Source organism: Nocardia sp. CNY236 (assembly GCF_000482385.1).
Taxonomy (GTDB): Bacteria; Actinomycetota; Actinomycetes; order Mycobacteriales; family Mycobacteriaceae; genus Nocardia.
On record NZ_AXVD01000034.1, the window covers coordinates 1 to 13005 of the forward strand.

Annotated in this window: 15 protein-coding genes; 7 read left to right on the forward strand and 8 right to left on the reverse strand. The window is 63.4% G+C overall.

The features are described 5' to 3' along the window. Together K940_RS0117275 and K940_RS0117280 are read left to right on the forward strand one after the other, a co-directional pair. Positions 1 to 602 (forward strand): SAM-dependent methyltransferase (locus K940_RS0117275; RefSeq protein WP_028478576.1); only part of this gene is annotated, 602 nt, incomplete at its 5' end. Positions 603 to 680: 78 nt separating this feature from the next. Continuing rightward, positions 681 to 1061: a hypothetical protein gene (locus tag K940_RS0117280; RefSeq protein ID WP_155980927.1), complete on the forward strand. Its 381-nt coding sequence runs from the start codon at positions 681 to 683 to the stop codon at positions 1059 to 1061. Positions 1062 to 1100: 39 nt separating this feature from the next. On the opposite strand, the gene K940_RS0117285 is transcribed toward K940_RS0117280, so the two are convergent. Further along, positions 1101 to 1892, reverse strand: coding sequence for a carboxymuconolactone decarboxylase family protein (locus tag K940_RS0117285; RefSeq protein WP_028478578.1), 792 nt, complete (start codon positions 1890 to 1892; stop codon positions 1101 to 1103). 86 nt (positions 1893 to 1978) lie between these two features. On the opposite strand from K940_RS0117285, the gene K940_RS0117290 reads away from it, so the two are divergent. From K940_RS0117290 to K940_RS33080, 4 genes are all read left to right on the forward strand, one after another. Further along, the gene (locus K940_RS0117290; protein ID WP_155980928.1) at positions 1979 to 2776 is read left to right on the forward strand and encodes a hypothetical protein; all 798 of its coding nucleotides are present in this window, start codon (positions 1979 to 1981) and stop codon (positions 2774 to 2776) included. A gap of 627 nt (positions 2777 to 3403) precedes the next feature. Continuing rightward, positions 3404 to 3739 carry a helix-turn-helix domain-containing protein gene (locus K940_RS34140; RefSeq protein WP_155980933.1) on the forward strand — a complete coding sequence of 112 codons (336 nt, stop codon included), beginning with the start codon at positions 3404 to 3406 and terminating at the stop codon, positions 3737 to 3739. A gap of 272 nt (positions 3740 to 4011) precedes the next feature. Beyond that, entirely contained in the window at positions 4012 to 4140 is a 129-nt protein-coding gene (locus tag K940_RS34030) for a hypothetical protein (protein ID WP_304412485.1), read from the forward strand. A 248-nt stretch (positions 4141 to 4388) separates the two neighbouring features. Beyond that, positions 4389 to 4532: a hypothetical protein gene (locus tag K940_RS33080; RefSeq protein ID WP_196812243.1), complete on the forward strand. Its 144-nt coding sequence runs from the start codon at positions 4389 to 4391 to the stop codon at positions 4530 to 4532. Between the two features lie 26 nt (positions 4533 to 4558). Here K940_RS33080 and K940_RS0117310 read toward each other — a convergent pair whose 3' ends face one another. The 5 genes from K940_RS0117310 to K940_RS28820 form a co-directional block, all read right to left on the reverse strand. Further along, positions 4559 to 5626, reverse strand: coding sequence for a dTDP-glucose 4,6-dehydratase (locus K940_RS0117310; RefSeq protein WP_028478581.1), 1068 nt, complete (start codon positions 5624 to 5626; stop codon positions 4559 to 4561). A gap of 11 nt (positions 5627 to 5637) precedes the next feature. After that, positions 5638 to 6609, reverse strand: coding sequence for an enediyne biosynthesis protein (locus K940_RS28810; RefSeq protein ID WP_196812244.1), 972 nt, complete (start codon positions 6607 to 6609; stop codon positions 5638 to 5640). Further along, a complete protein-coding gene (locus tag K940_RS28815; RefSeq protein ID WP_051407293.1) occupies positions 6606 to 8267 on the reverse strand; it encodes a VCBS repeat-containing protein in 1662 nt (553 codons plus the stop codon). Before K940_RS28815 ends, K940_RS28810 begins: the two co-directional genes overlap by 4 nt. A 289-nt stretch (positions 8268 to 8556) precedes the next feature. Then, positions 8557 to 8679 carry a hypothetical protein gene (locus K940_RS33940; protein WP_255342604.1) on the reverse strand — a complete coding sequence of 41 codons (123 nt, stop codon included), beginning with the start codon at positions 8677 to 8679 and terminating at the stop codon, positions 8557 to 8559. After that, on the reverse strand, positions 8676 to 9788 hold the full coding sequence (locus tag K940_RS28820; RefSeq protein WP_051407294.1) for a sulfite exporter TauE/SafE family protein: 1113 nt from the start codon (positions 9786 to 9788) through the stop codon (positions 8676 to 8678). The genes K940_RS33940 and K940_RS28820 overlap by 4 nt, the downstream gene beginning before the upstream one ends. Positions 9789 to 9981: 193 nt before the next feature. On the opposite strand from K940_RS28820, the gene K940_RS0117335 reads away from it, so the two are divergent. Beyond that, positions 9982 to 10362: an SgcJ/EcaC family oxidoreductase gene (locus K940_RS0117335; protein ID WP_028478582.1), complete on the forward strand. Its 381-nt coding sequence runs from the start codon at positions 9982 to 9984 to the stop codon at positions 10360 to 10362. 248 nt (positions 10363 to 10610) lie between these two features. Here the strand turns inward: K940_RS0117335 and K940_RS0117340 are convergent, their stop codons facing one another. Further along, a complete protein-coding gene (locus K940_RS0117340; RefSeq protein WP_028478583.1) occupies positions 10611 to 11900 on the reverse strand; it encodes a cytochrome P450 in 1290 nt (429 codons plus the stop codon). Next, entirely contained in the window at positions 11897 to 12967 is a 1071-nt protein-coding gene (locus K940_RS28825; protein WP_196812245.1) for a DUF1702 family protein, read from the reverse strand. The genes K940_RS0117340 and K940_RS28825 overlap by 4 nt, the downstream gene beginning before the upstream one ends. Positions 12968 to 13005: the final 38 nt, after the last annotated feature.

The window sequence follows — 13005 nt, forward strand, 5'->3', positions numbered from 1 at the left end:
TGATCGTTGCCGCGGGGTTGGACGCGCGAGCGTATCGCCTCGACTGGCCTGCGGATACCGCGGTGTTCGAAATCGACCAGTCGAAGGTCTTGGAATTCAAACAGGTGGTGCTCACCGAGCATCACGCCCAACCCACGTGCGACCGGCGACCGGTGACGGTCGATCTGCGAGAAGACTGGCCCGCCGCCCTTCGCTCGGCAGGTTTCGACCCCGAGAAACCGGCAGCGTGGTCGGCGGAAGGGCTGCTGCCCTATCTTCCCGGCACTGCGCAAGACTTGCTGTTCGCCCGGATCGATGAACTGTCCGCACCCGGCAGCCAGCTCGGTCTGGAGGTCTTCATGGCAAGTGGCGATTTCAAGAGTATTTCGGACTACGAGAAACAGATGACCGGCCAAAGTCCCTTCGGTGGCGTCGACCCGGACGAGCTCTTCTATGACGATGAGCGCGCCGATCCTGCGGTGTGGTTGGCGGACAAAGGCTGGGTGGTCCACCCGTTCTCGCTCGAGGGACTCACTCTGAGCTACGGACGTGCCATTCCGGAGATGCCCGACGAACTCGGCCGGATGATGAAGCAACCGAGGTATCTGACAGCGACGCGCTGACTCCTATGAACCTCGAAGTACAGTGGGTTCCCGCCACTGCCGCGCGCAACCACGATCTCCCGTTGCTACCGTCGGTGGGTGTCGAACCGTCGATCAGATGTGACCGCCTTGGTGGTGCAACACCATCGAGATCTACAATCGTGGCTGAACAATGCCGATGAGGTTGCCCTTCAACGGTTCCTGAACGCCCACGACGCCGAGTTCACCCTCGTGACCGTCGAGGGCACTGTCGCGACTCGCGCTCAACTCGATGACATGTTTCATGGTGTCGGTGCAACGGCGCCGGACACGACCATCGAAATATCCTGGGTGACGGTGCTCGAGGCCTCGGGAGATCTGCAGTTGCTCAGGTGGGAAGAGCGACACAGCGACGTTCATGGATCTTCGACTCGCGTCGTGACTGGGGTGCTCCGCGCCGACAAGTGGCTTTCCGTGCACGAAACGCTCATCCGCACCTGACATCTTCCCCGCCTCCCTGTGGCAGCTGTCGTTGTGGGTTCACTGGTCTGTAGCGCGCTGCCGGAGGACCTCTCGTGCTGTGGTCAGCGCGTTGAGAGCGGCCGGGAAGCCTGCATACAGTGCCATCTGGATGATCACCTCGATCAGCTCGACTTGCGTACCACCGGTGTTGAGCAGGCCGTGAATGTGGATCCGCAGCTGAGGGTCGACCGTGCCGAGCGCGGTACAGGCGGCGACGGTGACCAGTTCGCGCTGGCGCAGATCCAGTCCGCCGCGCGGGTAGACATCGCCGAAGGCGAACTCGACGAGAAACCGCCCGAGATCGGGGGCGATGTCATTCAGCGACTCGATAACGTGCTGTCCGGCGCGGCCGTCGACCGTGGCCAAGGTCGCCAGGCCACGCTCCCACCGATCCATGCCGCCGAGATCGGCGCGCGTGACATCCGGTCGGATGCCCCGTTCGGCGAACACTGTCTTCGCGACGGTCAAACCGTTGATCGAGGCCGGGAAACCTGCATACAAGCACACATGCACAATGGCCTCGACCAGTTCGGTCGGACTACAGCCGACATTGAGCGCACCGTGCAGGTGAAATGCGAGCTGCGGAGCCGCATTTGCGAGTGCGGTGAGTGCCCCGACAGTCACCAGCTGACGCTCGGCCGGGGCGAGACCTGGGCGAGTCAACACATCGCCGTAGCCGAATTCGACCACGAACCGCGCCAGGTCCGGCGCGATATCGGCCAGGCCGGTCACGATCGACGGGGCATCGGTGTTTTCGATCGCGCACAGCGCCTCGTAGCCCCGGAGGAACCGATCGCGCTCGTCGTGCATTGCTGTGTCCTTCCATGAAACATCGCGGCACTGGCCAGGTACAGGGTAGTCACGATGAGAAATGGTGCATATCTAGAATATTCGGCGTGAGCGCGCCGGAGATGGTCCTCAGCTATGTCAATGCCCTCAAGTGGCCACTCCTCGGCCTCGCTGTGATCTTCTGGCTTCGGCAGTCGATCGTCGAATTGATCGGGCGTATCGAGTCGGCACGGTTCGAAGGGGCGGGAGTGTCCGCGGAGCTCGAGGCCCGGGCAATTCAGACCGCTGCCGCTATCGAAGTTGCAGGGCGTGACCCAGATTTTGCGGTGTCTCCTCTCGACGGTGAGCTGCCGATGTCGGACGATCACAGCGACGCTGGTACGGGCAATGGTCGTAGCGAGACGACGGGCGAGCCGAGGCGCCTGGTGTACGTATCGCACACCCCCGCAGTCGCCGCCGCGATCGGTCTGTCCGAGGCTGATCGTCGACGTGTCGGTCATCAGGTCACACGCATGAAGCAGTTCGCCGGTGTCGAGCCCGATCTCGTCGGCATCGCCGAGAACCCGTGGCAGGCAATGCTGGCCGAGAACTCGGCGGTTGTCGGTTTCGTGCAGAAATCCTACTGGGACCGAAATATCGGATACACGCCTGTGCTGTGGCCGGGTGCGTCTGTCTCGCTGCACGCGACCTTCCGCGACCTGGAGCAGTTGGTTCGCGAAGCCGACGCGCGGCCCCGGCAGGTGACACGTGGCGCCGTTGTCGAGTTCGATCGAGCCGCGCGCTCATGGGTCGGCCAGTACGCGGTGTACCTCGAATCGATACTGATGTATGCCGACCGACTGCGAATGGGCGGGCACACCGCGTCTTCACCACGGCCGTCGGAGGCGGTGAGGGACTCCGAGTAGCACGCAGGGACCTGCTCGGCCTCGTCGGATACCTGGCCCGCGGCAACCCTGCACGCAGAAGTGGACCATCTGGTCTGCGAAGGGCGTCGACAATGTGGACCCGGTGTCGGGCACCGAACGAGCCACATGACAGCATGGCCCGTATGTGAGTATGTCGACCGACTCGCGGCCGTGGGCGTGGTAGCAGCGAATGGTGCCGCGAGGCCATCGCCGGCGCCGAGGTTGTACGCAACGTCACGACTGCACACGGGCTCGACTTTCGGCTTCGAAGTCCGATGTGGCAGTGACAAGCCGGATTCGGTGGTCGATCGGACCGGGGGCGGACTCGGATGCCCGGTCGCGGCCAGGGCTTGTAGCCGATAGGCTATGCCCGATCGGGGCAACTCACAGGCGGGCCCCTGACATCTCGAAGGTGCGCTCTTCTTCGGATAGGCAATGCAATCCATCGTTTCTAGCGTTGGGCCATGCCTACCGAGAGGAACGGTTATGACCCAGATACCGACCGCCTATACACACGACGATGCAGCTGTTGTCGATATCGTCAGCCGTCGGCAAATCGTCAACGAGTCCGCGGTAGCCGAGGTGAGCGAACACCTTCACCGCGCAGTCACACGAGCGATCTGCTTCATGCAGGACAACTTGGCCGAGCCGATCACAGCCGACGAGATCGCTAGAACAGCACTGTTCAGTAAGTATCACTTCACCCGCGTTTTCCAGCGGGTAACTGGGGACTCCCCGGGGCGCTACCTCACCGAACTCAGGTTCGAGCGCGCTCGCGAACTTCTGCTATCTACTGACCTCAAGGTTGTCGACATCTCATACGAGGTCGGATTCGCGAGTGTTGGCACCTTCAGCACTCGGTTCCGCGAACGTACTGGCGTGTCGCCGAGCGCCTTCCGGCAGCACTTCCGAACCGCAACCCCTCGGACAGTCTACGAGCGCCTCCCAGCCCGGTGCAAATAGCCTGAGCCTTCTCTGTAGCATCTTTGCGACAATCACCAGTGAGTTGATGGCCGCCCCGAGCCACGCCGTGTGGCGTGGCTCGACTGCGCCTTCTGAATTGCGCCCCCACATGCTTCGAACCCGACCTACTCTTCCTGGTCGAACGAGGTCGAACGCTGGTTCGGGCTGATGACCGACCAGCAACTCCGTCGAGGCGTCCACAGAAGCGTTGCCGCGCTGGGGAAATCGATCGTGACTGGATCGCTGCCTGGAATGAGGACCCGAAACCGTTCGTGTGGACCAAGACCGCCGACGAGATCATCGCCTATCCCGCCCAAGCACTGGCGTTCTTCCATTCCTGCCCGGCCGACGCGCTGGTGATCGGCTCGCACATCGTCACCAAACACCACGGGCGGCGGTGAGGCCCGATAGTCGAACCGCTGACGCTGCTGGCCGAGCAGGTCACCACCCACGAAACATACTCCGAGAACCGATTCGATCTCCGCACCGACGTGCGGGCCGCCCTGACACTCTCCAGTGGTATAGGTCACGACACTGACCGCGGCACCATTGGACATCGAGGCCGCCACGGAGTTGATGCGCATCGAATGCGGGCACGCCGCTGTGTGGCGGCGAGACAACACGCTGGTCCTTCCCACCCCCCGAGAGTGTGCTGCGCTACGCGGACGTGCTCGCCCGATTCGCGTGCGGTATCCCCGACGACTCGCCGCACGGCCCGCAGATCGCGCACAGCGTCGGTGTCGCGGTACGCGACTGGTTTGCCCGCCACAGCGGACCGTGGCGCGACCGCTAGGGCTACACCGTATTGACCGGCGACACCTAACGCGGGGCCGCCGCCTGACCGACCTGGCTCCAGTCGACGCCGAGCTCGCCCTTGTCGGCGATGATCTGCTCCCACCACATACGGTGCTCGACATACCAGGCCACGGTCTCGGCGATCCCGGTCGCGAAATCATGGGTCGGTGCCCAGCCCAGCTGGGACTCGATCTTGTCCGGGTTGATCAGATAGCGACGATCGTGATTCGGCCGATCCGGGACGTGTGTGATCCACTCATCCGGATTCAGGCCGAGTGCGGTCACCGCCATGGCGGCGATGTCGATATTGGTTACCTCGAACCGGGCGGACACGTCGAAGATCGGCAGCAGCCCCGGGTCGGTTGCCGCCGCGGCCGGGATCGCGTCGAGCTCGGCATGCAGCACCCGGTGCACCGCAGCGCAGTGATCGGCCACATGCAGCCAGTCCCGGCGCTGTAACCCATCACCGTAGACCGGCACCTTCTTCCCGTGCAGCACATTCGTCACCGCGAGGGGAATCAGCTTCTCCGGCAACTGGAACGGGCCATAGTTGTTGGCGCAGTGCGTCATCCGGATATCGATTTCCGGATAGGTCTGCATGTAGGCGCGCACCATCTGATCCCCGGCCGCCTTCGCCGCCGAATACGGAGTTTTCGCGTTCAGCGCCGACCGTTCGGTGAACCATTTGTCTCCCTCGGCCAGTTCCCCGTACACCTCGATCGTGGACACGTGCACGTGCGAGCGGACCGGCACCAGGCGGCTGCACTCGGCCATCACCTGCGCCCCGAGGGCATTGCTACGCATGAACGACGACGGACCCAGAATCGCGCGGTCGTTATGCGACTCCGCCGCGAAATTCACCACATAATCGGGCCGGTAGCGGCGGTAGAGCGCTTCCATTACCTCGAAGTCGGCGATATCGGCCTTCTCGAAGGTGATCCGGTCGATCACCGCATCCACGTTCGCGAGATTGCCGGCGAAGCCGATGTAGTCCACCGCCACCACCTCGGCGCCGGGCTCCCACTCCAAAAGGAGGTGCACGTAGTTGGCGCCGATGAATCCGGCGGCGCCGGTCACGAGGTAGGTGGGCATGTCAGCCGAGCCTAGCCGAAATCAGTCCGGCGATGCTGAGCGGATGAGCGCCACCGCCGTAGCCGCGGCGCCAAATACATCACCATCCCCCGAATCGCGCAGGTGATCACTAGCGCGAAGAAGATTGCGTATGCGACCTGGGCAGCGATGAGAAGCCCGTATACGCCTGCGACTGTGAGCCCGAAGACCACCTGGCCTCGTGTCGAGATCGGTGTAGTACCAGGATCGGTGATCATATAGTTGGTGAAGAGCACAAACGCGACACCGGTCATCGCCCCGAGTACCGAAATGAAGACGTCATCGGCCCAGATCGAGCGCACGAGACCTTGCAGGACGAATCCACCCACCCATGCGGCGATCAACGGCATCTTGCCGGTGAGCTTGCCATTGAGCATGGTGCCTGCCATCAACACGCCGAGTGGGATCAGAACATCGAGCGCGGTGCCCGTGTTGTTCAGAAACATGTACGGCGGCGCGAAGCCCACCAATGGGATGAGCAGTAGGGCCACCGCAATGCCCGTGTTCGATGGATTGAGGTAATGCCTGAGACGACCCTTCACCCGCACTCGAAACACGTACTTCGAAGCGGCCGCGACGGTCACCGCGAACAGAAAGGGCCATAGAGTGCTTGTGTAGATGAGCATCGAGCAGGCCAAAGCGGTGATGTGTGCTGGTAGCAGGAAGTAGAACAGTTCGATACGGCCTCCGGCGTATTCGGGCGCTCGCTGATGCGCCCACGCGTCGAACATCTCCAGCAACAGATGCATTACGTAGCTGACGGCAACAGTGGCGATCGGTACGATTGGCGCTTGCTCGAACCCAAGAAGCAGGTGTCCGAGCACGTTGAAGGCGGTAATCGAAATTGCAAACCGCAAAAGCGCTTTACGTCGCCGGTCCACAGGTTTCGGGAGGGCTTGTTGCGTCGGGGTGACGTCGTCGGCCACCGCTCCATGCGCCACTTTCGACGCGATCTGGATAGTCATGGTTGCACCTTCAGTGTGGTCGTCGGCTCGTCGGGATCGACCAGGTTTTCCAACGCGAACGTGCGCTGGTGTAGCTCGCCGTCATGGCGCCACGTCACGGTTGCACTGAGTGCATCGCGACGCTGTGCGTCGGGGATGCCGAAGTGTGCTATGTCGTCGGTGACCCCAGAGTGTCCGTTCGCGGGGTACACCTGCGTTTCCCGGCGATAGCCGCCCTCTCCTTCAAGGATCACCGTCGCGCCGATCACTGGCGTGGACGCGCCTCCGACTCCTTCGGCTACCACTCTCAAACTGACCCGACGGTTGTCGGTCTCGGATGTATTCACATAGGCATACGAATCCTCCCACTGGTTGGCCACCAGGAAGTCCCGCAGCCCGTCGCCATTGATATCGGCGGTGGAAATTCCGCGCGAGACCTCGTCGCTGAAACCGATCTGCTGACCGATGTCGACCCACTCGTCGTTCATTTCCCGCCACAGCCGGTTGGGCTCATGACCGGACAGGTCGTCCCCCTCCTCGATACGCAGCCACAGCTCGGGGTATTCGAGGATCTGGTCGTTGCCCATCGCGGTTTCCTGCAAACGTGGCCATATGTTGCGAGTGCCTTTGATGAAACCGGTCGCCTGCAACAGGTCATCACGACCCTCGTTGAGGATGTCTATGGTTTTGATGTCCCACGACCATCCGCTGTGTGCGATACCGGTCTGCGCGGAGCGGTCTGTGAATGGAACTTCGCCCTTCAGCAGATCTTCGGGTTCGCCATCGGGGTAGAACGCAAAATTCGACTCCTGCAACGCCCATGGGCTGGTGATGTTGCTGACAACCATCCGAGGCAACTCGTCTGCCCCGGAGTATGAAAAAGCAACCCCCATACCCTTGAACGAGTCGTGGCCGAGGACGGTCGATCGACGCTCGGTGAGAGAGCGACGATCACGCACCGACTCGAATCGAACGTCACCGGGCTTCGACCGGTTGACCAGCAATTGGTCGGGACCGAAATCGTTTGCCACGTACGCTTCCGGCAATCCGTCTCCGGTGAGATCTTGGAACCCGAACGATAGAGTCCACGAACTGGCCGATTCCTTCGGGATGCGGTTGCTGACGTCGATGAATTCCGGCATCTCACCAATGTCGTCGACGGGGTTGCCGAGGAAAAGACGGTTGGTACCGGCATTACGTGCCTTGTTCATCCCGTCTTGCATCCGAATCCGCGAGTCGGTGGCAGCAGCGGGATCGAGCACACGTGCTCCGTCGGGAAAGTAGTTTCCCACCATGATGTCGAGGACTCCGTCGCCATCGATATCGGCAATGTTGAGCGCGGTCGAGTTCCACACATTCATGGGGGTAACGAGCTCGGTCGGCTCGAAATCGGCGCGCCGAGGTGTGCCAGCATCGCCTGACTCGCGCTGATTGAGAAACAGTACGGGCGAGCGGCCCCAGTAGTAGACGATGAGGTCTGTGGTGCCGTCGTGATTGATGTCGGCGGGTACACAGCCTATCGGCGCCATGGTGTCGTCGTAGCGTAGACCGTCGGGTCGCAATTCGAACGGCTCGAACGGCTCGCCCGTACTGCCCGGCACGGGAAACACCCGCACCTCGTCGTCGCGTGGGTCGGTGGTGCACGCGTCGCCCGCGTGGCCCTGGCCCCGTAGGTCCATCGATCCTACCGATGCCCCGACCGCGGAGATCCACGGCCGAATGGGCTCGAAGTCTTGTGCAACGGGCCGCACACGCTGGTTGGTCGGCGATGGAGGCAGTAGGTGACGGTCGAAAGTTACCTCCGCCGAGGCCCGACCGACCAACGCGTCGCTCGGCCCTGCCGGTATTAGGGTCCACGTGCCCAGACACAGCGCTATCGATAACGTAGGTACCAACAAACGTCTCATTGTCGCTCCATTACGGTCTCGCCTCTCAGGTCCGTGACTCCATCCCAATGGACCAGGCTTTTCACGGCATCTCGTCCTGTGCGCGCTCGGTGACCCAGACGGATTCGTGGAACTCGGGACCGGTGTTCTCCTGCGCGTCCGCGGCCGGACCCACCGTCCTGCACAGGTATGCGGAATTCATCATCGCTGCCGGGCTGCGTGCTTGCGACCTGCCGACTCGTCCACGTGGTCTCGTTGGATGGAAAGACCGGTGGGCGCCGGATCAGGACCCAGGTCGAACCGCCGAAGGGTGGCCAGGCGAAGGCACCCAAGGGTGAAAACCAGAATGCCACTCGCGAAGAACGCCGCTTCACTGCGCCCAATCGGCACCAGGGCGACCGTCGAGACGAGTTCCACCGTGATCAAGACGTAGAGGATTCGCGCGATCGACGCACTCGAAAGTCGGGTACAGATCAGCGCACCCAAGGGGGCGCCTATGCACACCACTGGCACCGCCGCAAGCCACATGTCCACGACCGGACCCGTGAAAGAGCCTTCGATCGATGAGGCTGCGAATCCAGCGAGCGTCACCATCGTCATCAGGACGACTGTCGTTGGTGTAACGGTCTTTTCACTGACCCGAAACAACAGCACGAGAGCCACGAACATGATGGTGTTCTCTCCGACGGCGGCGATACCCGACAGCAACCCCCCAATGCTGCCGGCCAATACGAGCACGGCTTTGTCCTGCAACGGCAACGCCGGTTCGCCCAGATCCGTTCGCCGCTCGAAGATCCGTGGACGTCGGGCGGGACGATAGCGTCGACCAATGATCAGCGCGATCATGAGACCGACGAGGACCGCGGTGAAGAGCAGACGCACATGAGGTGCGCTGACCCGGGGCGCAATATGCAGAAAGCTGAAGACAACGGCGACTACACCGGGTAGTCCGCCATAGGCGAGTGCGGCCCATTCCAGCGGTACCCGATTCCACAGGATCGACAGGCTCGCGGCCGTCATGCCGACGCTCTGGATCGCGAAGCTGAACAGCCGGGCATCCTCCGGCGGCACGGCGAGCACCTTGGTGAGGATCGGAAAGGCCACTGCCCCGCCACCCTCCGACGTACCACCCCCTACGAGAGAGCCCAGCGTCATCGTGAGCGACACCTGCCAGTGCTCTCCGATGGCCTCGACGGCGCGTGAGCCGCCGATCGCTGCCCAACCTGCGATCACGATCGCACCGAGCACAATATTGACGGTCATCATCCGGCGGAACGAGACACCGTGGGTGTCTTTGTCATCGGTCGATCCCATAGCGACTACCGCTTCCTCACTCAGGCCCCATCCAGCTGGGTCGGCGATCTTCCGGCGACACTAGGGCCCAGCAGTACCCCCACAGCTCTCATGCATTGCCGACGTTGTAGCAATCGGTAAGAGGTTCGTGACGACGTGACGTGCGATCGTCGTCCCATCTGCTCGACCAGCCCGACCAGACAAGGAACCACCGATGACCACAGTGTCCGATCCAGCCGTCATCCCCCAGCGCATCATGGATGCCTGGAAGAACAACGACGCCGCCGGCTTCGCCTCCGTATTCACCGAGGACGGCACGATGATCCTCCCAGGAGTGCACCAGAAGGGGCGCAACGCCATTGCTGCGTTCATGACCGAGGCATTCGCTGGCCCATACGCCGGAACTCAGGTCATCGGCACGCCGTTCGACGTCAAGACCCTGACCGACGATGTCGTCATTCTCTTCACCCAAGGCGGGATACGTCCGACCACCGCCGACTCACTTCCCGATGGCGCATGGGTCCGGGCGACGTGGGTTCTGGTGCGCGATGGCGATTCCTGGTCCCTCGCGTCGTATACGAACGCACCGTACTGACCGACCCGGCCTGCTCCTCGAGGTGATCGAGACACGCCGACCACCCTGTAATACCCACGACAACGACGTGGGCAAGGGATGACCTGTCCCCTGTGGTTCGCCGGGGTACGCGTGTTGCAGGCGTGGCTGCGTACCCGGCGAATGCCCCTCGTCACCGAGCCGGAGCGCGCCGACCACAGGGCACTGGGTACCCCATCGGCCATCGGGCCCTTCCCAGGACAGGCTGGAACCGCTGGTGGGAATGGCAACTACGCCAATGCTGCTCGGGCTACGGTCCGTCGTGCAATCAGATAGGGTGTCCCCGGCATCGTTGTCATGGACATCCTCGCCAAGGCTCGGGTCCTGCGCCCAAGAACCGGCCGTAGCGTCAACCGACGGTTCGCCTCGGCTAGCCACAGCGTGGCTTCCAGGTGTGCCAAGGAGGCGCCGGGACAACCACGGGGTCCCAGGCCGAACGGCAGGTATCTTCCGCGGTGGTCATTGGTCAGGAAGCGGTCTGGGTCGAAGAGGTCGGGCTCGGCCCAACCCTGCTGGTGCGCCTCGGCGACCACAATGCAGACGTCGTCGCCGGTACGGATCGGCCAACCGGCGACAACATCGTCGCGGAGGGCACGCCTGCTGACCAGCCATACTGCGGGATGCAGGCGAAGTACCTCCTTGACGACGGCAGTGGTGAGCCGCAATTGCCCCGTCAGGCGCAGCAGATCGGCCGGGTCATCGGTGGGATCATCGGCGGCGTCGCGCTCTTCGGCGAGAGCATCGGCGAGGGCAGGTCGTCGGCTCAACTCCTCGACCGCCCAGGTCAAAGTGGATGAGGTGGTCTCGTAGCCTGCCAAGAGCAGCGATATGACGTCGTCGCGGTTGGCCCACAAGGGCGGATCACTTTCTGGGACACCGGAATCGACAGCGGCAATGACCTCGTCAGCGGCACGGTCGAGAACCGTTCGTGCCTCGCGTAGTCGTTGTTCTGCCCGAGGGCGTAGCACGGTGGGAATCCGGTCCTGAGTGACCACCCGGAACATCGCGTCGTCCTGTACGACGTCCAGCGCTGCGAGTACCGGAGCTATGTGCGGGGCCGGAACACCGAGCACCGCCGCCAAGCACTGCAGGGTGTATTCCGCGAGGAAGCCGTCGACCGGTATTCGGCGTGGATGGGGTCCTGCCAGCTCCGTGACCGAGTCGACCGCATACCGGTGGATAGCAGGTGCATGCTGCTGTATCCGACGTGCTCGCAGCCATGGACCGAGGGAACCACGGGCTCGCATCCAGGTCTCGCCGTCGTCGGTCAGGATGCCGCGACCGAGACCGGCGCGGGCTTCGGCTTGGCCGATACCTTTTTCGTAGCGGTCCGCAGCTGTGACCAGGACATGTTTGACGGCCTCTGGCCCATTGAGCACATGCAGCGGGCGCCCGGGCAACGGTACGGTGACTCCGGCGGGATAGCGGCGGGCCAGGCAGGCGAACGTATCACCACGATCGGACAGCATCCCGTGCAGCAGCTTCGGCAGCCGGCTACGCGGCACCTGCGCGCGGATCATGCCAGCCTGCCAGCAACGGCTTGCCGCCACTGTTCGTAGGCCGACCAATCGCCGGCGTCGATTCGCGCCGGGTCGGGACGTGCTTGCCACGTGATCGCGGAGGCTTCCGTCGCACTGCGGCCGCATAGTTCCTGCGCCGCGGTTTCTGTGTGTGGCACATCCAGACCCGCCCGCAGCCGAGCTTCGACGGCGAACGCGGCGCCCTGGGCGATCCAGCACCGGTGCTCGTGAGCGCCCTCGCGGAGCTGGCGCAATGTCACGGCGTCCCGACCTCCTGCGTAGGCGGCCGCCAATCCGATACCCGCCCACAACGATCCGTGCATGCCAGCATCGAAGCGATCGACCATTTCGGCGAGTACGTTCGGGTTGCCGCCAGCCACGAACCACAACGCGCGGCCGACGCCCTGCATCACCTGCTGCTGGCTGTCGGCGCGGGTCCCGGGCCAGTACCGCGCGGGGAACGCAACCGCACGTCGCTGCAATACGGCCTCGGTGTGGAAGAACGTCTCGTGGAAGCCGTACCCGTCCAAGACGAGCGGCGCAAGGAGTGGGTCGAGGCGATCGAGCCGCGGCCAGGTGAACCGTGGCAGCCTGGCCAGCGACCAGCCGAGACCGACGTAGAGCATGTAGCTATGACGTTCGCCGCTGTAGACCATCAGGTCTGCGAACTGGTGGCCACCGAGCCGGAGCCCGTCACGGACGCCAGCCGCCATGCCGAGGCCCTCCATTGCGAAGCCGCGCCACTGCGGGGCCAAGACCTGCAATGCGGCGGCCGCGTGCCGTAGCGAACGGGCTCGGAGTCCGGTGCCGTAGCCGGTGAGGAACGCCCGCCCGACATGTTCGGTGATGCTCGGCCCCTCCGCCCAGGCGAAAAATCCACGATGCGCTGGATGGACCTGTCGTTGGGGCGGGAGCATGATCCGCTCTCGCAGCCATGCTCCGGGACCGTTCCGGTCGACGAGCAGCGCCACCGACTCGAGTCCGCCGTCGACGGCGAGACGCGGTTGGGCGCACAGGCCGGACGCCGGCGCCTCGGTCCTGGCAGTGGTCGTCGAGATATTGCTCATGGATATGCTCCTACCGAAAATGGGTCGGCGATCCGTCG